Below are 19780 nucleotides of genomic sequence, written 5' to 3'. Positions count from 1 at the left end.
TTTTCAAACGCTCAGATGCCCTAACGCGAGCAGTCCATAGAACGTGTATTCGCAGTCCAGAGTGTCATCTTCCCACGTGCCGTGGAACCCGCCGCGCGCGGTCCAAAGCGAATCGATATAATCCAGGCAGGGCTCTTGAATCCGTCGGAAATCGACTCCTAACGACGACAACGCATGCAGCGCCGTCGCTGTCGAAAGCAGGTCGGGCATCGGTGCTTCCGGAGCCGCCCGGAAACCACCCTCAGGACTGAACCGCGAAAGAAGCCAGTCCCGAAGTTCCAGATCGACAGGCTTGCCGAGCTGACGAAGCAGCGCGGCCGCAGCTGACGATGTCGGCGTCAATCCCATCGGCAGGTCCGAGCTGTTGGCGAACCCGCCGTCTTTGGTTCGCAGCGACTGAATGCACTCCGCCATCCGGTCCGCTTCCGGCATCGGGCAATGCAGATCCTGATACAGACCCAGTGATAAAAAACAGCCGTAGAGCGTTCCCTGTGTCGTGCCGGGGAGCGCGTTGTAGCCTCCATCGGGCGTGCGAAACGTCTCACTCGTTTCTAGCAGAGTCGCACGAATGTCTGGAGACCGACCCTCAGCTGGCAGGAGCGTCCAGACACGCGCCAGACAGGCGCGATGGACCAGATCCAGTGACTCGATGTCTGTAAACGATTCGAGATACCGATTCAGCGACTCAACTGGTAGCTTCTCCTGCAGCGCGACGAGTCCTGAAACCGCAAACGACGTGTAATAGAGATCGCTTTCACCCGCTCGATTGGCGTAACCCCCATCGTCCCGGTGCAAGCCGTGCAGATAAGTCGCGACGAGTTGAGTCGCCTCACCGAGCAACTTCGGCGAGAGTCGGGCGACTTGCAACATTTCTCGATTCAAACTCACTGCACCAGCCTTGTACTTCGATGGTGAAAATCTTGCTGATGACGCGGCGAAGGAGTCCCTTGAGGCTGGGGTTGTCCAGCGCGGTCAGTGCGCGAATCGCTTCTTCTTTATACGACTCCTGCAGAATCTGGCAACGCTTGCGGACCTCGTATTGTTCCATCAAACGTCGAATCTCTGCCAAATCATCGTCAGAGGCTTCGCGACGCCAAGCCTTCTCAACGATGCGATACTCGTCTGGCTTCGCTTTCGTCCGTTCGCCGAGAATCGCCAGCGGCAGCGATGGTCGCATGGCTTTCAGGTCATCGGACTCGTCTTCCGAATCCATGTCGTGCAGGTCATCGCGAATCTGATACGCAATTCCGAGAGCTTCGCTGTAGCGGGCGATGACTTCGGAAGTCTCTTCATCCGCGCCGGCGTAATGGGCACCTAATTGAAGAGCGACTTCAAATGCTGGTGCCGTCTTCTGACGGAAGATATCGAGCACCTGTGTCATCGCGAGTGGCTGTGGGTTCTGTGCCCAGATGAGCTCCGCCCCCTGCCCCAGGCACAAAGTACGGTGCCCCATGGAAGCTGCCAGCAGCATGGACGCCATCTGACTTCCCGCTGACTTGCATTCCCCAATCAGACGATATCCCTCGCCAATCAAATAGTCGCCGACGTTGATCGCGACCCCGACACCATGCGTGACGTGAAGGGTCGCTTCTCCGTAACGGAAGTCATCATCATCTTCGATGTCATCGTGAATGAGGGAGGCTTTGTGGAAGCATTCCACCGCGATCGCGAGTTTCTTCAAATCATCAGGTGCTGGCTTGTCCTGCCCCTCAAGGAGCGCCTTCCAGGCACAGACGGTCAGGAATGGACGCCAGCGTTTGCCTGCCTGGGCGAGCGCATCCAACGCGAGCTTGGCCGTCTCCGTTTTGGCTGGTCCCATCAGGCGTCGCAAGGAGTCATTCTCGAACCAGGTCTGGACTTCCGAGCGAAGCTCATCGAGATTCAATCGGAACGTCTGATCGTCGCTATGCAGGTGGATGACTTCCCAGATCCAGTCGAGATCGACGGTCACGTCTTTACAGTCGTCCTGCAACAGCGGAATCGCGACCCCTGGAATTGCAGCTGCTTCCATGTAAGGGTGGGCTTTCTCCAGGACCGAGAGACAACTCACACCAATGATCGCTTCGATCTTACCGGTCTCAATAATCGCCATGACGAGGGCAGACCCCTCCGCCACGAGGACGGCATAGCCGAGTCGCTCTGCTTCTTCCTGCAGATCCTGAATACTGCACTGACCGCATTGTTTGCAGAGCAGTCCGAATTCATCAAACGGAGCCGGGCAGTGAGCTTCAACCCGCATACACTTGGGCAGCAGCAGAAGTCGCTTTTCGAACGGGACGGTTGCCAACTGGTCTCGCCAGACTTCGCTGCTGAGGATGACGCCGACGTAATCGGTGTATTTCTCATCGAGTTGTCGCTGGGACACGAAGTCTGTCGTCAGCGATCGCAGTTCTTCCATGCTCAATGGCGGGACGACATTCCGGGCCTGCAGGAAGGTCCGAATCCCACTACGGACGGCTTCTCGCTCAGGAAGAGTCTGAGGAATATTATCCTGAGGCTTTCGTTCGCGCTGTAGCGGGACTGCTCTCGGAATGACAATCGGCAATTGCATGAATTCGCTCCGGGTGGTCTCTCTAGGGGGCAACGCGTTTATTGTCTCAAGCCAGGTCGATCAGGTGTAGGCATTGAATCCGAAATACCAGTGCTTTTTGGCAAACCGGTACAGCCAGTGCTTCTCGGGAATTTGCTCCTGAGGATTGTGCTGACTATTTCGAGGTTTCAAGACTTGAAGTTCGACCAGCGCCGTTTGACGCTGCGTCGTATCTTTGGCCCCGTGCTTGACGACCAGATCATGGACCAGATCAGGTCGCTCGAGCACGATACAACCTTGCGTGGCTTTTGCAGACGTTTCACGAAAATCGTTCAAAAACGCGGACTTGGTCATCAGATCGTAAATACTTGGGCTGTCTTTGATCGTCTCGGTGGCAAACTGGATAATCGGACAAGGCTCGATCGCCCCGGATGGCCCGATGTGATGGCTGATCCCAGTCACCATTGGACAGAGGGCTTCGCCCTTATCGTCCCAATAGGCATCGACGATCCCAATCGGCAGCTTGCCACGCATCTCGACGGCAAACTTGCGAACCTGCAGAATCTGCTCCGGCGTCAACGCAAGGTCTTCAGCAGGATTCGGCCCGACCACGCGGTAGGTATGGAACCAGACGTAATGCACGCCCAGTTCAATCAGGCGACGTACCCAGGTCTCGCTGACCAGATTGATATTTGTCTGACAGACGCTGGTCGCGACGCCGACGATCAATTTGTGCTTAACGCAGTTCTCCAGCCCCTGCATCGTCTTGTTGAGAACGTCCTTCCCGCCGCGACGCTCATTGCTGACGATTTCCGAACCTTCGATGCTGACCAGCGGAGTCGCGTTGCCACATTTTCGCAACCGAGCTGCGACTTCATCGGTGATCAGCTGCCCGTTGGTGAAGATCTGAAAGTAACAATCGGGGTGAGCTTCCAGCACATCGAACAGGTTCGGGTGCATGAACGGCTCGCCGCCCAGCAAACCGAAATAGCTGTTGCCGTGCTTCTTGGCATCGGTGATGACGCGATTGAGATCCTCAATCGTGATCATCTGACGCTTCGCAGAGACATCAACCCAGCACCCCTGACAACGCAGCTGGCAGCTGTTGATCATGGAGATGAACAGAAACGGCGGGAAGTGAATTCCCTTTTTCAGTCGTCTTTTGAACTTCTGAACCGACAGCATCCCCTTGAATCCGAAGTTGTAGGCAAACTTCCAAAGGACTTTTCGATCCGTCGAAGCCATCATCCGGTAGCCGAGTTTCAAAATCATAAGTTAACCCTTTGCTTCCTCGCTCGAGTTAACGGCGGCGTTCATCGCGATGGCATCAGCAGCTTTTTTCTTGGCTTCCACGGCCTTCTTCTGAATCTGATCAAACGAAGGCAGGCTGGACAGGACTTCGGTAGGAATCTCGAGGTCCATCGAGTCCTTGAGTTTCGTCAGACAGCGCTGACGTTCCTTGAGGGCACGGTCATCATCGCGTTCTTTCGAGAAACGAGACTTCGCCTTCGCACTTCGATCTCTGAGCATGGAATAGATATCACCACCCAGCAGGGCAGAGATATCGACTTTCATCGCCTCGCGACGAATGTCATCCGAGTTGACTTCATCGCCATTGATCGGGCCGGCTTTGTACTTGGGAAACAGAATCGCCACTTCCGGGCAGACTCGCGAACAGGCTGGGCAGTCGGTCTTACAGTTGCTTTGATTCTGAACGTTGATTTTGCCTTTATCGGTCACGCCGTAGACATCAAACAGGCAGAAACTCAGGCACTGCATGCAGTTGGTGCAGCGATCATAATCGATGACCGGAAACCAGGGCTTCCATCCGCCAGCCGTTCCAAGAGCCGTCTTCTGACAGGTCTCGACGACACGCTGCACAATTTGCTCAACAGGCAGCCCGCGGATATCGTGGGCAAACGACCGGCCGTTCTGGACCAGTCTTCCCAGCCACTCCGGCATCGCCCCGGCTAAATCCCCCAACACGATAATGCTCTGCGACGCCGCTGCACCGACGTCGTCTGCGAAACGAGTCATCCGAGCTGCGTAACCACTCTTGAGGAGGCCCTGCACGAGCGAAAAGCGGAACTCGGCATCGAGCGGCTGGCTGTCCGGCCCCTCGTAAATGACGATCTTTTGTACCTGGACGGCGTTTGCAATCATGGACCTTCTGGCTCCTTCATCTCAGTCGCGACATCCTGTGTCGTTCCAGAAGTCGATTCCTTACGAATTTGCGCCACAATTTCATCACTCGTCTGTGTTCGCATATTCAAAATCGAAATATCTTCGCCAAGTTTCGCTCCCGCTGCGGAAAACAGCCATTTCACCGCGCGGGGATAACACGCCACAATCTTTAACCCCGGCTGGGCCGCATAGTCTTGCAGCGACGCATCCCCTTTGGCCGAAAGTTCGCACAGATCAGCCACCGCATCGAACGGATGATCACACGCCTGCTCGCTGAGTTGCTTCAAGACCCCCGTCTTGACATCTTCCGCCACGATCTTCGCGTAAGTGCAATGACAATAAAGGATCTTCGAAGACATGCAGATTTCTAACTCTTGGAGGCGAGCGGGGGGTGTCAACCCCCTGTGTATTCAACGTACGAACTGATCTCGAATCTCTCAAACACTCTCCGACAACCGATGCGTCGGCGTCGGTGGTGAAGGACGAAACGCTTCAACAGTTGTCACAACAACGTTTAGCTTACCCGCCTCACCCGCCCGCTGCAACAACTCCTCGACCAGGGACTTCAACTGGCTCGGATCTGCTTCCGCACGTAAGTTCACCAGCAGCTCTCCCGAATCGAGCGGATCGGAAAGTTCATACGCGATTTCCGGTGACATCCCATCACGCACGAGATTGACGACAGCCAGATCATTTCCGAACTCCGGCATCAAGGTCATCTTCAGGTGAGCGACTTCGGCGTTGATCGTCTTGAGTTCATCGCACAATGATTGAGCAAACGACAGCAACCACTCATTTCCATCGACTTCCTCATCCGAATTGATGTTCGCCTGCAGGTTGAGCCACCCCAGCAATGCTTCGCCGTCCGCATAAACCTGGTAGTCAACATCCATGGATGGCCGCTTCGCCAACTTGCCATTCACGATCGCATCCGCCCAGGCATCGATCCCTTCGCCGGTGCGTGCGCAGATCGGAAAGACCGCGACTTCCGAATAGCGCGACTGAATCGCAGTCGTCAACTCCTCAAGTTCACCGGCTGACAAGAGATCCGTCTTGTTAATGACGACGATATCCGCTTCTTCCAGCTGCTTCTCGTAGATGTATCGTACTTTACTGGAGAAGCTCTTCCCTGCTTTCAGTCCCAGGATCCGTTGTGCGCGAACCGGATCAACCAGCACGCTCAATGGCGCAATCGTAAAATTCTCTCCATACATCCTCGTCAGCGGATAACTGACCGTTGCTCGTAAATCGGTACAACTGCCAACGGGCTCTGCGAGAAACACCTCAGGCTGGGTCGAGGTTGTCAAACGATCTGCCGCTTCGACGAGCGAACCGAACCGACAGCAGAAACACCCTCCCGTGATCTCCTCCGTCGCGTAACCATGCGAATCCAGCAGCGCTGTATCTACTAAACCAACACTCTGGTCATTGGTAATCAGGCCGACTTTCTGCCCTCGCGACGAAAACAACTGTGCCAGTTTCAAGACAGCAGTTGTTTTGCCAGCCCCCAGAAATCCGCCAATCATGATGTAAGTCGGTTTCAGCATGGCTTTTCTTTCTCGGCATCAAGCATCTTCTCAATCGTCGCGTTCAACAACGCCATGTACCCATGCACGTCCAGGACATCATCGCCTGGCTTCCCCTTGACTGCGTACATCCACCCGCGATCATAAGCATCGCTCCCGACGAGATCGGGATCAGAGAGAATCGCTGCATTCCCCCCTGCAAACTCGCCCTCCGCAGCACAGTAAATATCCGAGATCGCCTTGAATCCCTCAATCGAGCCGATCACGTCTCCGGATTTCACCGGCTCTCCCGGCTGACATTCAAAGCCAATCTCGACAAAGTCTCCCAGCATCCGCGACGCAAATCGCGTTAGCCCGACCTGAAACAAGCCCGGCTCGATCTCTCGCAGCCAGTAATGCGACGGGGCATAAAGGTAGCTGTTCGGCAGACGAGTCGTGAAACGAGCCTGTTTAAAATAGGTGGTCTGTTTAGGATCAACAGGCATAGTGCTTCCGGCTCAGGGCGTGACAGGGTGTCTTCCATCTTAGAATCGACGCTAAAAGAATCAACATTCCTTCTCACAACAATAACCGACGAATCAATCAAAATCCGTGTGTGACTTCACAGACGTATTGGTTCATGCGAAGTCCCATGCGCCATCTCTGGTGATAGCACACGTCAACAATTCGTTGTACGATCAGACTCATTCAATCAGCTCCGCCTCCAAGTAGTAAACGCATGCCAAACCGACGCCAATTCCTGAGCACCTCCATTGTCAGCGCCATCGCCGCCTCCATGACGCAATCATCCCCCTCTCTGGCGTTTGCTCAACAACCAAAGAGGAAGAGCACGCCTGTCGCTTTGGAAATGGATTTCGCGAGACTGGCATATATCGATGAAATCGTCGAAGAGGGCATCCGCCAGGAGAAGATGCCAGGTTGTGTTGTCCTCATCGGCCGTCGTGCAGGAATCGCCTACCACAAAGCTTATGGCAACCTGAGTCTCAAGCCAGACGTCCGTCCGATGCTGACAGACACCGTCTTCGATCTGGCGTCTCTCACTAAGCCAATCGCGACAGCCACGAGCATCATGTTGCTTGTCGAACGCGGGCAAATCGACATCACCAAGCCCGTCGCCGACTACGAACCAGACTTCGCCAACAACGGCAAGGAATCCATCACCGTTCTACAACTTCTCACTCACCAGTCCGGCCTGATCCCCGATAACCCGCTCGCGGATTACCTGCAAAGCGCAGACGATGCATTCCGACGTCTCCTCCTGCTAAAACCCGTCGCCACCCCTGGCGAGAAGTTCATGTATAGCGACGTCAACTTCATCATGCTCGGTTATCTCGTCAAAAAGATCACCGGCCTGAACGTCAATGAGTTCTCCCATCAGGAAATCTTCTCTCCTCTCGGCATGTCGGAAACCGGTTACAACCCCGCAGAGCCTCTCCGGGAACGGGCGGCTCTCACTCAGGAGCGCGAAGGCCGCTGGATGCGTGGTGAAGTTCACGACCCGCGCGCCTACAAACTCGACGGCATTGCAGGTCACGCTGGCCTTTTCTCCACCGCCAGTGACCTCTCCCGTTACGCAACGATGCTGCTCAACAAAGGGGAACTTAACGGCCGGAGAATCTTCAAGCCAGAAACCATCGATTTCATGACAACGCCCGTCAAAGTCCCAGGGGGCTTACGCGGACTCGGCTGGGACATCCGCACCGGCTATTCGTCTCAGCGTGGCGATATGATGTCCAGCCGCGCCTACGGTCACGGCGGCTTTACCGGCACGTCTCTATGGATCGACCCTGTCCGCGATCTCTATGTCATCTTCCTGAGTAACCGCGTCCATCCCGATGGCAAAGGCTCCGTCAATCCTCTCATCGGCCGTGTCAGCACAGTCGCAGTTGCCTCTCTTCAAGATTTTCAGGCTGAGGAATAGAGGCTCAATTGTCAACGTCGGTCATGGAACAGCAGCACAGGAAGAGTCTGATCGCAGTCCACATCGCGGTGCTGCTTTTCGGTATCTCCGGCCCGTTAGGGGCAGTCGTCTCGCTCCCAGCGACTGACATCGTTTTCTCCCGCTCGCTCATCGGTGCAGCAGCACTGCTCGGCATGCTGCTTTTTACGAAACAAAAAATTGCTCCTCAATCGAAACTTGATTGGGCCTTTCTCGCAATCACCGGTTCGCTCCTCGCTGCCCACTGGGTCACCTTCTTCATGTCGATCCAGATGGCGGGCGTGGCTGTCGGCCTGACAACCGTCTCCACATTCACCATCTGGGTGGCTCTCCTCGAACCGGCTCTTTCGGGACGATTCCCCAGGCTCTCGGACATCGCGATCGCGGCTGTTGTCATCCTGGGAGTGATTCTGGTCTCACCCGAATTCAACTGGAAGAACGACACGACCCGCGGTGCGGTCTGGGGCATCGTCTCGGCGATCCTGTTTGCAGTTCTCTCGCTATCAAACCGCCAACTCGTCAAACGTTACTCAGGCCTCGTCGTCGCTTTTCACCAGCAGTTGATCGCAGGGCTCTGCCTCTTGGCCACAGTCAGCCTCTTTACGACACGACCCTCAAACTCTGATCTTCTCTCATTATTGATTCTGGGCAGTCTCTGCACCGCCGTTCCGCATGCCCTCTTCATCATCAGCCTCAAGCACATCAACACCCGCACCGCGAGCCTGATCACCTGCCTCGAGCCAGTCTATGGCATTCTCCTTGCCGCCCTTCTCATCAGCCAATTCCCTGACCTTCGAACTTTAATTGGTTGTGCAGTCATCCTCAGCGTCGCCTGCTATGCCAGCATCAAACCCGCAAGATGATCACGAGCCCGCAAATCGATACCCGACACTCTGCTCCGTAATAATGAACCGTGGCCGCGCTGCATCCGGCTCGACTTTACGTCTCAGATTAGCGACGAAGACCCGCAGGTAATGATTCTCCTGCGTATGATGCGGTCCCCAGACTTCTTTCAGCAGAAAGCGATGCGTCAGGACTTTGCCCTGATGCTTGATCAGCGTGATCAGCAGCTTGTACTCCAGCGGCGTCAAGTGAATTGGAACACCGGACAGCATCACGATGCGCGACTCATAGTCGACCTTGAGTTCCCCGATCGTAAATGTCGCTGCTTCATGCGAAGCCCGTTGATGATGACGCAACGCCGTCCGCATCCTCGCCTGAAGCTCACCGACGCTGAATGGCTTGGTAACGTAGTCATCGGCCCCTCCGTCCAGGGCATCGATCTTCTCTTGTTCCTGCTCGCGAGCCGAGAGAATGATGATCGGACTCGTCAACCATTCGCGTAATCTTCGGATCACTTCCTGCCCATCGATGTCCGGCAGCCCGAGATCGAGAATGACCAGATCGGGCGGTTGAACACTCGCCAGCTTGATCCCCTCTGCCCCACTGGCTGCTTCATTGATCCGATAGTCGGCATCCGACAACGAAGCGCGCAACAGCTTTCGAATCGGCGGTTCATCTTCAATAATGAGAATCAGTGGTTGTGACATCGTCAGCTCGCTTCCACATCCAGTTTAACCTGCGGAGCCGATTTCAACAGCGGCAACGTCAACAGAAACTCCGCCCCACCACCGACTCGCTGACCAGCTTTGATGTCGCCTCCATGCAGCCGCGCGATACTACGACAGATCGCCAGCCCCAGCCCACTCCCTCTACCGCCATCGTTGATCTCCGTCGCACGATAGAACTTCTCGAAGATCTTCTCCTCCAGTCCCAGTGGAATCCCCGGCCCATTATCCGAGACCCGAATCAGCAGGACTGAAGGTTGAACAACTGCTGAGATCGTGATCAATGTACCCGATGGGGTGTACCGCGTGGCATTCTCCAGCAGATTGATGAAGATCTGCTCAATCAATAATCCATCCACCCAGATCAGCGGCAGGTCTGGCGGGAGGCGAATCTCGACCCGGTATTCGAGGAGCGTCTTCGTCAACCGATGCAGTGCCGACCCGATAATCTCCTCGAGCACATGCCAGTCCTTCCTGGCCGAGACATTCGCATCCAGTTTCGACATCTGCAGAATATTCTCCAGCAGACGATTCAACCGATCCGCTTCCTCAGCCACTGTCTCCAGCAACTCTCGACGCGTCTGCTCTGTCAACGAATCAGACTCCAGCAGCGTCCCCGAAGCTCCCGCGATCACCGCCAGCGGCGTCTTCAAATCATGCGACACCCCGCTCAACAAACTGCTGCGTACCTGCTCTGTCTCCGCTTCGATTCTTGCATCCGCGGCCTCGATCGCCAGATGATCCCGCTCCAAGGCTAATGACAATTGGCTCGCACACGCTTCTAACAGCCGACGTTGCTCCGGCTGCAAAAGACGCTCCGTGTCGTTCACTCGAACCGCAATCACCCCATGCGTCTCCTGCGATCCGATCAACGGAAGAAACAGCCCGATCGCATTCGGCAGCGTGTCGGTCCCTGTCCCTGCAATCTGATCATGATCGGTTACCCATTGAGCCGCTGGCAGACTGACTTGATGCGTCGCCAGCGCGGTTCCCTGTCCGAAATACAGCTCTACCGGCTGGCCGCCCTGCTTGAGATAGATAACGACCTCGCCGCCCGTCATCTCCTGAACCTTTCGCCCAGTTGCATTCACCAGGAACGAAACGCCATACAGAGATCCCAATTGTTTCCCCAGCTCATACAGCGCCGACGTCCGTCGCTCTCTCTGTTTCGAGTTTTCGATCTGTAGTTTCAGCCGACTCGTCAATGACCCGATCAAGAGCCCGATCGCCAGCATTACGCTGAACGTCAGGATGTACTCCGAGTCGGACACCACAAACGTCCCGATCGGCGGCACAAAACAAAAGTCGAACAGCAACACCGAGACAACACTCGCCCACACCGACGCCCGGCTCCCCAAGTACGAAGCCACAAACACAACCGCCGCCAGAAAGATCATGACGACATTCGCTTCCGCATCCGCCAGCTGCGCAGAACGAAGCCCAATCCCAATCGCACATGCGACTCCCACAACACCGCTCGCCAGGAATAGAGGGCGCCACTGGAAGGCGTCAGCGCTTCGAGCAGTCGCTGGTCGTTTTCCTTCCTTCTCACCATGAATCACATAAACATCAATCTTACCGCTCTGCTCCAGCAGATGATCAACAACCGACCCATGAAACACCCGCCGCCACACCGGCTGCTTCGTCTTACCAATAAAGACTTTGGTCACATTCCGCTGCCGGGCATACTCCAGAACCGTCCCCGCAACATCATTGCCAATCAGCGTCGCCGTCTCTGCCCCCAACCGCTCCGCCAGACGGAAGTGCTCGGCAATCTGTGCAGAGACTGGCCCGTTTTTATCTCCCTCTGCACGATCGACCGAAACAGCGATCCACTTCGCATTGAGGGCCGTCGCCAGTCGCTTGGCGGTTCTTATCACACGAGCCGTCGTCGGACTCGGCCCCACGCAGACCAGCAGCGTATCAATCGTCGCCCAGGGCTGTTTCTCCGACGTACTCTGCCGAGCTGCTTCCACTTCGACATGCACCCGCTGAGCCGCCTGTCGCAAAGACATCTCGCGCAGCGCCGTCAAGTTATTGCGTCGAAAGAAACTCTGGACCGCGCGTTGCGCCTGGTCACTGAGATAAACCTTCCCGGCATTCAGCCGGGAAAGTAGCTCCTCCGGCGTCACGTCAACCAGCTCGATGTCATCTGCCGAATCAAAGACATGATCCGGAATCGTCTCACGAACGACGACTCCTGTGATCTGTCCAACAACATCATTCAGACTCTCAATGTGCTGCACATTCAACGTCGTCCAGACGTTGATCCCCGCTTCGAGCAGATCCTCAATGTCCTGATAACGCTTGGCATGCCGCGCACCCTCTGCGTTTGAGTGAGCCAGTTCATCGACCAAAATGATATCCGGACGACGCGCAATCGCCGCATCGACATCAACCTCTTGAAGCGTCACCCCTCGGTACTCAAACTTCAGCGTCGGCAGAATCTCCAAACCCTGCAGCAACCTCTGCGTCTCAGGTCGGGCGTGAGGCTCAACATACCCGACAGCCAGATCGACACCCGTCGCGATGGCCCGATGAGCATCCTCCAGCATGGCATACGTCTTGCCGACGCCTGCCGCATAGCCAAAGAAAATCTTGAGCATTCCCCGACGACGCGTCTGCATCTCCGCTTTCACGCGGACGAGGAGTTCATCAGGGTCAGGACGCACATCGATCATGGATGCAACTTACTTGGCAAGTGAGTCAAGGGCCAGATTGAGTTTCAAAACATTCACACGCGGCTCACCCAGGAATCCAAATTGACGCCCCTCAGTCACAGCGTCAACGCACTCACGAACCTTGACAGCCTCCAGGTTTCTCGCGTTCGCAACACGTGCAATCTGGAATTGTGCCGACGCTGGACTGATATGTGGATCCAACCCGCTTGCCGATGCCGTCACGAGATCGACAGGCACTTTCGCGAGATCACTCTGACTACCACGAAGACTCTCGATTCGTCCTGTCACCGCATCTTTGAGCGCAGGATTCATCGGCCCATAGTTCGAACCACTCGAAGCCGCCGCATTAAACGCCACCGGCCCCGTCGCCGACAATCGCGACCAGAAGTACTTCGGCTCCGAGAACTGCTGCCCAATCAACTCCGACCCAACGCACGTCCCATCTTCGACAATCAGACTCCCATTCGCCTGATAAGGAAAGAAAGTCTGTGCAATCAACGTCACGACGGCCGGATAAGCTCCACCAGTTAAAGCCGTCATCAACACCAACATGACAACAGAAATACGTATTTGAGCAAACATCGAAAAACTCCCTGAAAATGTCCCTTCTCCCTTGAGGTGGAACCAAATTGCCCGCTCGCCGATAAGGCGAGAGTAAGGGCAATGCGGTAGTCTTCTCAGGAAAAGGTGCCCGAAGGGCGGATGAGGGTGAGCGATAGGCAAGAGAACGCTTCCATTGCCACATAAGCGTCAGGCAACATCTCTCTCAAGCCACCCCAATCACCGTCAAAAACATGTCAATACACTTGATCCCAACAAACGGCACGCCCAACCCGCCCAACCCGTACACCAGCAGGTTATTACGCAACAGTTGCGCCGCTGCCATCGGCTTGTAACTGACTCCCTTCAATGCCAGTGGAACCAGCGCGATGATGATCAGGGCGTTAAAGATGACCGCTGACAGGATCGCGGACGTCGGAGACGTCAGTCTCATCGGATCAAGCATCTTCAGCACGGGGTAAGTCGAAGCAAACGCCGCCGGCAGGATCGCAAAGTACTTGGCCACATCGTTGGCAATGCTGAATGTCGTCAGCGATCCTCGTGTCATCAGCAACTGCTTGCCGATGTTGACGATCTCTATCAGCTTGGTCGGATTCGAATCGAGATCGACCATATTCCCCGCTTCCTTCGCCGCCTGCGTGCCACTGTTCATCGCGACGGCCACATCCGCCTGGGCCAGGGCAGGCGCATCGTTGGTCCCGTCGCCCGTCATCGCTACCAGTCGTCCCCCCTTCTGGTACTCACGAATGAGTTCCAGCTTCGCTTCCGGGGTTGCTTCCGCCAGGTAATCATCCACCCCCGCTTCTGCAGCAATCGCCGCCGCTGTGAGAGGATTATCTCCGGTAATCATGATCGTCTTGATCCCCATCTGACGCAGTTCCGCAAACCGCTCCTTGATCCCCCCTTTGACGATGTCCTTCAACTCGATCACCCCCAGGACCTGACGGTCGCGACACACCACCAGCGGCGTACTCCCCGCCTTCGACAGGCTTTGGACCGTCAACTTCACATCCTCGGGCATCTTCCCGCCACGCTCAGAGACGTAGTTCGAGATCGCATCAAAGGCACCCTTTCGAATCTCATGTCCCTCGACATCCACACCGCTCATTCTCGTCCGAGCCGAGAACTCAATGTACTTCAACTGCAACTTCTCCAGATCAACGCCACGCAGTCCATAGCGAGTCTTCGCCAGCACCGCGATACTTCGCCCCTCTGCCGTCTCATCGGCAATCGACGACAGATGAGCGGCTTCGACGAGATCACTCTCTTGAACACCAGACGCTGCCACGAACTGACTCGCCTGACGATTGCCTAGCGTAATCGTCCCTGTTTTATCGAGCAGCAGAACATCGATATCTCCAGCCGCCTCTACCGCGCGACCAGACATCGCGATGACGTTTGCTTGATTGAGCCGATTCATCCCCGCAATCCCGATCGCAGACAACAGCGCCCCGATCGTCGTCGGTGCAAGACACACAAAGAGCGCCACCAGCACCGTCAAACTGATCGGCGTCCCCTGCTCTGACACCAGCACACTATAAATCGAGTAAGGCAACAGCGTCGAAACGACCAGCAGAAAGATAAACGTTAACCCCGCCAGTAAGATCGCCAGCGCAATCTCATTCGGCGTCTTCTGACGCTTCGCCCCCTCGACCATCGCAATCATGCGATCCAGAAAACTCTGCCCCGGCAGCGATGTCACTCGCACGACCAGCCAGTCCGAAATGACCCGCGTCCCTCCCGTGACTGCACTTCGATCCCCGCCACTCTCACGCACAACAGGCGCACTCTCCCCGGTGATCGCACTCTCATCGACAGAGGCAACCCCCTCGACGACTTCCCCATCCGTCGGAATCGTCTCACCCGCCTTGACGATGATCAGATCATCCAACTTCAATAATGTCGCAGACACTTCCTCTGTCGCCCCCTTCCTGCCGTTGAGCAGTTTATTCGCGATCACCGTCGTCCGACTTTTACGAAGGGTCGCTGCCTGAGCTTTCCCCTGTCCCTCAGCAATCGCTTCCGCAAAGTTCGCAAACAGAACAGTAAACCACAACCAGATCATCACGCCGAAAATGAATCCGGTCGATTCACCCACAGTCGGATTTCCCAGTGCATTCACCCACAAAATCGTCGTGAGAATACTCCCCACAAAGACGGTAAACATCACCGGATTGCGAACCTGCACGCGCGGGGCCAATTTCGTAAACGACGCAAGGATGGCATCCACCAGCACCTTGCCACTAAAAAAGCTCAATTGAGAAGTCGACATATGATTTGTCCTGGGTAGCTGCGTAATAAAATTGACTGAAGGCAACACCGGGAGGGCGAACCTCCGTGTGAGCCGCTTCTTTGCGTTGCGAAACTCCAACTCTGAGCAGAACTTCGATGGCCTCGAAGGTTTCTTCTACCGGCTAGAGCAACTGGCATCGATTTGGTGATTGGAATGTTGCAACGCGGGACAGCGGCTCGGACGGAGCCTCTCCCTCCCGGTTGCACAGACAGAACAGGCAAACAGCCTCATGCAGAATTCAGCATCAGGTGTTCAACAATCGGCCCCAAAGCCAGCGAGGGGAGAAAGCTCAACGCCCCCACCAGCATCACGACAGAAATCAGTAAGAACACAAACAGCGGCGTATGCGTCGGTAGCGTCCCCGGCCCCGCCGGTACGCTCTTCTTGGAAGCCAGTGACCCCGCAATTGCGAGCACCGGTAGCATCACCCAGAATCGCCCGATGAGCATGCAGACTCCCAACAGAGCGTTGTAAAACGGGGTGTTGGCCCCCAACCCGGCGAACGCACTTCCGTTGTTATTACTCGCCGACGAGAACGCATACAGAACTTCGCTGAAACCATGAGCCCCAGGATTGAAGATCGTCGCACGCCCCTGCTCAGCCGAGACCGCGATCGCCGTCCCCACGAGCACCATCGCACATGGTGCCAGGATCACCAGCGATGCCATCTTCATCTCATACGCACCGATCTTCTTCCCGATGTACTCAGGCGTACGCCCGACCATCAGTCCGGAAATAAAGACGGCGACAATGGCAAAGACGACCATTCCGTAGAGTCCAGATCCAGCTCCCCCGAAGATGACCTCTCCCAACTGCATCAACACCATCGGAACCATCCCCCCCAGCGGCGTGTACGAATCATGCATCGAGTTGACCGAGCCATTCGAAGCCGCCGTCGTCGTCGTCGCCCAGATGACAGAGTTCGCAATTCCAAAACGAGTCTCTTTCCCTTCCATATTCCCGCCCGACTGCAACTCACTGGCAGCCTGATCGACACCAAGTGTGGCAAACGTCGGGTTCCCAGCCTGCTCGAAGAAATACGTCAGCCCAAGAAACCCCACAAAGACAAGCGTCATCGCAGTCAAGATCGCCCACCCTTGTCGCGTATCACCGACCATCTCCCCGAACGTGTAACACAACGCAGCCGGTATCAGCAGAATCGCGATCATCTCCAGGAAGTTCGACCAGGGTGTCGGATTCTCTAGCGGGTGAGCCGAGTTGACATTGAAGAACCCGCCCCCATTCGTCCCCAACTGTTTGATCGCAATCTGCGAAGCGGCAGGCCCCAACGCAATTATTTGCGTAGTGACAGCTTCTCCCTCCGCATTCGTCACTGGTTCTTTCAGATCGACGCTCGCATAGCGATCAAACGTCTGCACAACGCCCTGCGAAACCAGCATTACCGCCAGCACCAAAGACAGTGGCAGCAACACGTACATCACGCAGCGCGTCAGATCGACCCAGAAATTACCGATCGTCGCCGAGTTCTTCCGGCTAAACCCTCGTGCCAACGCGACCACAACCGCAATCCCGACCGCCGCCGAGACAAAGTTCTGCACATTCAAAAACAGCATCTGCGTGAGATAACTCATCGTCGATTCCCCGCCATACCCCTGCCAGTTCGTATTCGTTACGAAACTGATCGCGGTATTGAACGACGAATCGGGCGTTACCCCCGCCATCCCCGCAGGATTCAACGGCAGCGCTCCCTGCATCCGCTGCAACAGATATCCGAATAGAATTCCGACGACGCTGAACGCAATCACCGCCGCTGAATACTGCTTCCAAGTCATCTCATCTTCACGACGAACCCCGCACAGCCGATAGAACAACGATTCCACCGGCCCCAGGACATTTTCCAAACCAGGAACACGTCGCGTGAACACCATCGTCATGTACCGCCCCAGCGGCACAACACACGCCAGCAACACCCCGACATACAAAACCATTTGAAACAGCGCATTCGACGTCATGAGAAAATCTCCGGCTTAAGCAACGCGACGATCAGATAGATCGCCAGAACCACAGCAACAACGAGGGCCAGAACAGTCGTCCACACCATGACTATTCCTCCTGCTTCAAGCGGTCAAACAGCAGAACAAGCCCCCACGACGCCGCGAAAAACACCAGGGCCAGCAGTATCCAAACAGCATCCATCCGAATCTCCTTCCACAAAGACTTGTGGGTTAATGTCGGATGAATCCTACCCCGCCGCATATCAAAAAGGGCTCAAAAGCCAGCCCCGAGATATCAAGACTTTATCAAGAAGAAATCATCATCTTCTTCACCACACCCCGTCCCTTCTCCCCCGGGGAGAAGGTGGCGGCGCTTCGCCGACGGATGAGGGACCTCTGCAAATTGAATCTAGCTCGAACGTCGTCCCTTCTCCCTTGAGGGGAGAAGGTGCCCGAAGGGCGGATGAGGGTGGGCGCTAGGCAAGAGTCCGTACTCATTATGCCCATCAACATCAGACACCCATCTTCCTCAATCACAACCACAACGTACTTCTTACATAATCAATCATATCCCCAAACAACACATACCCCAGACTCTTCTCGCCGCAATTAATCTTCGCCTTCACCTCCGCCCCAATCCGCCGGGCTGGCACGGTCTCTTTATCAAAGTCCACCTGCATATCGACGACATTCTTTTGCGCTTCCTGATCCGCATACGCCCGCGTCCCAATCGTCTTCAACATCCCGTCGTACGCGATTGTCGGCTCCGTCGCAAGAATGAACGACGTATGCAGCGGCTGCTTCAAACGTGCCTGCTCAGCCATCAGATGCCCCATACGGTAATCATCCAACTGCAACTCCAAATGCCATGGCCCATCGGGATCCATCACTTCCAGCAGAACTTCGCCGCGAGTCACCGGTCGGTGACGCAGAATCTGCTCCAACTGGAACGTCGCGACGACTCCATCAATCGTCGACTTCACAACCAGATCATCCAATCGCGAAGACAGTATCTCCTGCTGACGCTGCAGGTGTTCGATTTCGACGAGCGCCTCTGCCAGTTGTCCTTCCAGTTCAAGAATATCCTGCTCAGAACCCTGGCGCATGTTCGACTCTCGCGTCGCGCGGAGAGTTCTGACGAGTGTCAATTTCTCCTGCAGCATATTTCGAACACGCAGCTCTTCCGACTCAAGTTCTTTATTTCGCAACTTGACCAGCGCCTGTCCAACCTTGACGGTATCGCCATCCCCCACCAGAACCGACTCCACCTCCGCATCCCAGGGCGCAAAGACCTCTCGCTGCTCGACCGGCATCAATTTGCCCGTCGCCGTCACCCGATAGGCCCATGGCACGTAGGTCAAGATCAAGCTGATCGCGACCACAGCCAGAATCGCTGCCAGCGACTTTCCAAACTGCTTGCGGTAGCACCACGAGATCGTCCGTCCAATTGATCGCCAGACGCTGTACATCGGCAGATCTTCAACGCGACGCAGTTGCTCCAGCACGCCTGCCGTGTGCAAGCTGGTCAGTTCGAGCACTTCACGTCGTGACTTTTCAAAACGGTCATCATGCAGATTCTCGACGACCAGATACCCCAGCGTCTTCGCTGGATTCTCAACCTTGCGATTTGGCAGCGCCTGCTGGTCAGTCACCTTCCCAAGGCGGATTGGCTGGATCGCAATCATGCGAGTCGAAGAAACCTGCAGATAATCACTGAGCGGCACCGACGTCGAATCATTTCCCTCAATCTGTCGATCCGGATAGACGAACTGACGATCCCGAGTGCGCATCGACCTCAGCAGTTTCTTCAGCTTAAGCATCATCGTCGACCGTTTCTGCAGCTTCGACGAATTACTCGCTGCGACGAGTTCAATCTGTCGCCCGCGCTGGATGGCAAAATACGCCCGGTCAACTCCCAGCAGCGTCGGTAGTTCGTTGGCCAGAAAGAACCCCAACGCCGTACTGTCTTTCTGACGCGATAACTCCAGCAAAAGTGGCTCGAAACGACTCCAGAACGCAGATTGATCAATCTTCAAATGCTGCGTCTGCAGAGATCCCAGATAGACGGCCAGCAGTTGAGAAGCATAGTCCAGAAATTCTCGCACCGCATCGGACGCTTCTCGTGTCAGAGACGACGTGAAGACCAGCTCAATCACACCCCGGACTTCCGTTCCCTCTCGAATAGGCTTCAAGCACGTTGTTAATCGCAACCCGGTTTGTTCGTTCAACACGACTTCGCGGGTCGTCACCATTTCCTGTTGCAGCGCCGCCTTCATCGAATCGCGGTGATGCTGGCCAAACTCGGGCGTAAGCAGCGGCTTGAGTGCTTCCCAGCTATCTTCAAATCCGATCTGCAGATTGCCATGTTCATTGAATCGCCAGAAGACCGCCGTCGTTGCACCGGTCGCCGTCCTCAACAGAGCCAGAAACTCCTTGAAGAACTGAGCGGCTGGAATCTGTGCTTCGATGTGTCTCTCCATCTGCGACAGCGATTTTCGCTGCGAAGGACTGAGGAGACTGACATTGGGGAGAGTCGACATTTC

At 55.6% G+C, this 19780-nt stretch carries 16 protein-coding genes; 2 read left to right on the top strand and 14 right to left on the bottom strand.

What is annotated here, in order from left to right:
- Positions 1-3: 3 nt before the first annotated feature.
- The 7 genes from SH248x_RS05585 to SH248x_RS05555 form a co-directional block, all read right to left on the bottom strand.
- Complete coding sequence (locus SH248x_RS05585; protein ID WP_459557528.1) at positions 4-870, bottom strand: prenyltransferase/squalene oxidase repeat-containing protein; 867 nt, start codon at positions 868-870, stop codon at positions 4-6.
- Complete coding sequence (locus SH248x_RS05580; RefSeq protein WP_459557527.1) at positions 830-2551, bottom strand: polyprenyl synthetase family protein; 1722 nt, start codon at positions 2549-2551, stop codon at positions 830-832. Before SH248x_RS05580 ends, SH248x_RS05585 begins: the two co-directional genes overlap by 41 nt.
- Positions 2552-2611: 60 nt before the next feature.
- Positions 2612-3802: a radical SAM protein gene (locus SH248x_RS05575; protein ID WP_459557526.1), complete on the bottom strand. Its 1191-nt coding sequence runs from the start codon at positions 3800-3802 to the stop codon at positions 2612-2614.
- A 3-nt stretch (positions 3803-3805) separates the two neighbouring features.
- Positions 3806-4693 carry a 4Fe-4S dicluster domain-containing protein gene (locus SH248x_RS05570; RefSeq protein ID WP_459557525.1) on the bottom strand — a complete coding sequence of 296 codons (888 nt, stop codon included), beginning with the start codon at positions 4691-4693 and terminating at the stop codon, positions 3806-3808.
- A complete protein-coding gene (locus SH248x_RS05565) occupies positions 4690-5073 on the bottom strand; it encodes a hypothetical protein (protein ID WP_459557524.1) in 384 nt (127 codons plus the stop codon). Before SH248x_RS05565 ends, SH248x_RS05570 begins: the two co-directional genes overlap by 4 nt.
- Before the next feature lie 78 nt (positions 5074-5151).
- Positions 5152-6261: a P-loop NTPase family protein gene (locus tag SH248x_RS05560; RefSeq protein ID WP_459557523.1), complete on the bottom strand. Its 1110-nt coding sequence runs from the start codon at positions 6259-6261 to the stop codon at positions 5152-5154.
- A complete protein-coding gene (locus tag SH248x_RS05555; RefSeq protein ID WP_459557522.1) occupies positions 6255-6725 on the bottom strand; it encodes a glycine cleavage system H family protein in 471 nt (156 codons plus the stop codon). Before SH248x_RS05555 ends, SH248x_RS05560 begins: the two co-directional genes overlap by 7 nt.
- Before the next feature lie 233 nt (positions 6726-6958).
- Between SH248x_RS05555 and SH248x_RS05550 the strand changes: the two genes are divergently transcribed.
- Together SH248x_RS05550 and SH248x_RS05545 are read left to right on the top strand one after the other, a co-directional pair.
- Positions 6959-8161, top strand: coding sequence for a serine hydrolase domain-containing protein (locus tag SH248x_RS05550; RefSeq protein WP_459557521.1), 1203 nt, complete (start codon positions 6959-6961; stop codon positions 8159-8161).
- A gap of 8 nt (positions 8162-8169) precedes the next feature.
- Complete coding sequence (locus SH248x_RS05545) at positions 8170-9042, top strand: DMT family transporter (protein ID WP_459557520.1); 873 nt, start codon at positions 8170-8172, stop codon at positions 9040-9042.
- Here SH248x_RS05545 and SH248x_RS05540 read toward each other — a convergent pair whose 3' ends face one another.
- From SH248x_RS05540 to SH248x_RS05510, 7 genes are all read right to left on the bottom strand, one after another.
- A complete protein-coding gene (locus SH248x_RS05540; RefSeq protein WP_459557519.1) occupies positions 9043-9729 on the bottom strand; it encodes a response regulator transcription factor KdpE in 687 nt (228 codons plus the stop codon).
- Between the two features lie 2 nt (positions 9730-9731).
- A complete protein-coding gene (locus SH248x_RS05535) occupies positions 9732-12428 on the bottom strand; it encodes a DUF4118 domain-containing protein (protein WP_459557518.1) in 2697 nt (898 codons plus the stop codon).
- Positions 12429-12437: 9 nt separating this feature from the next.
- Positions 12438-13010, bottom strand: a complete 573-nt coding sequence (gene kdpC, locus SH248x_RS05530) for a potassium-transporting ATPase subunit C (protein ID WP_459557517.1) — start codon at positions 13008-13010, stop codon at positions 12438-12440.
- 184 nt (positions 13011-13194) lie between these two features.
- Complete coding sequence (gene kdpB / locus SH248x_RS05525; protein ID WP_459557516.1) at positions 13195-15261, bottom strand: potassium-transporting ATPase subunit KdpB; 2067 nt, start codon at positions 15259-15261, stop codon at positions 13195-13197.
- A 248-nt stretch (positions 15262-15509) separates the two neighbouring features.
- Positions 15510-17255 carry a potassium-transporting ATPase subunit KdpA gene (gene kdpA / locus SH248x_RS05520; RefSeq protein ID WP_459557515.1) on the bottom strand — a complete coding sequence of 582 codons (1746 nt, stop codon included), beginning with the start codon at positions 17253-17255 and terminating at the stop codon, positions 15510-15512.
- Positions 17252-17344 carry a K(+)-transporting ATPase subunit F gene (kdpF, locus tag SH248x_RS05515; RefSeq protein WP_459557514.1) on the bottom strand — a complete coding sequence of 31 codons (93 nt, stop codon included), beginning with the start codon at positions 17342-17344 and terminating at the stop codon, positions 17252-17254. The genes kdpA and kdpF overlap by 4 nt, the downstream gene beginning before the upstream one ends.
- A 426-nt stretch (positions 17345-17770) precedes the next feature.
- The gene (locus tag SH248x_RS05510) at positions 17771-19777 is read right to left on the bottom strand and encodes an efflux RND transporter periplasmic adaptor subunit (protein ID WP_459557513.1); all 2007 of its coding nucleotides are present in this window, start codon (positions 19775-19777) and stop codon (positions 17771-17773) included.
- Between the last annotated feature and the right edge of the window lie 3 nt (positions 19778-19780).

Origin of the sequence: Lacunimicrobium album, from assembly GCF_052161635.1 — a bacterium.
Lineage (GTDB): Bacteria > Planctomycetota > Planctomycetia > Planctomycetales > Planctomycetaceae > SXPC01.
The sequence above is the reverse complement of the archived record's forward strand: the minus strand, read 5'-3'. Positions and strand labels throughout refer to the sequence as shown.

Bases quoted from the DNA above. Each gene is read 5' to 3' on its own strand.
- SH248x_RS05585 (WP_459557528.1), bottom strand. From the start codon at position 870: ATGTTGCAAGTCGCCCGACTCTCGCCGAAGTTGCTCGGTGAGGCGACT.
- SH248x_RS05580 (WP_459557527.1), bottom strand. From the start codon at position 2,551: ATGCAATTGCCGATTGTCATTCCGAGAGCAGTCCCGCTACAGCGCGAA.
- SH248x_RS05575 (WP_459557526.1), bottom strand. From the start codon at position 3,802: ATGATTTTGAAACTCGGCTACCGGATGATGGCTTCGACGGATCGAAAA.
- SH248x_RS05570 (WP_459557525.1), bottom strand. From the start codon at position 4,693: ATGATTGCAAACGCCGTCCAGGTACAAAAGATCGTCATTTACGAGGGG.
- SH248x_RS05565 (WP_459557524.1), bottom strand. From the start codon at position 5,073: ATGTCTTCGAAGATCCTTTATTGTCATTGCACTTACGCGAAGATCGTG.
- SH248x_RS05560 (WP_459557523.1), bottom strand. From the start codon at position 6,261: ATGCTGAAACCGACTTACATCATGATTGGCGGATTTCTGGGGGCTGGC.
- SH248x_RS05555 (WP_459557522.1), bottom strand. From the start codon at position 6,725: ATGCCTGTTGATCCTAAACAGACCACCTATTTTAAACAGGCTCGTTTC.
- SH248x_RS05550 (WP_459557521.1), top strand. From the start codon at position 6,959: ATGCCAAACCGACGCCAATTCCTGAGCACCTCCATTGTCAGCGCCATC.
- SH248x_RS05540 (WP_459557519.1), bottom strand. From the start codon at position 9,729: ATGTCACAACCACTGATTCTCATTATTGAAGATGAACCGCCGATTCGA.
- SH248x_RS05535 (WP_459557518.1), bottom strand. From the start codon at position 12,428: ATGATCGATGTGCGTCCTGACCCTGATGAACTCCTCGTCCGCGTGAAA.
- kdpC (WP_459557517.1), bottom strand. From the start codon at position 13,010: ATGTTTGCTCAAATACGTATTTCTGTTGTCATGTTGGTGTTGATGACG.
- kdpB (WP_459557516.1), bottom strand. From the start codon at position 15,261: ATGTCGACTTCTCAATTGAGCTTTTTTAGTGGCAAGGTGCTGGTGGAT.
- kdpA (WP_459557515.1), bottom strand. From the start codon at position 17,255: ATGACGTCGAATGCGCTGTTTCAAATGGTTTTGTATGTCGGGGTGTTG.
- kdpF (WP_459557514.1), bottom strand. From the start codon at position 17,344: ATGGTGTGGACGACTGTTCTGGCCCTCGTTGTTGCTGTGGTTCTGGCG.
- SH248x_RS05510 (WP_459557513.1), bottom strand. From the start codon at position 19,777: ATGTCGACTCTCCCCAATGTCAGTCTCCTCAGTCCTTCGCAGCGAAAA.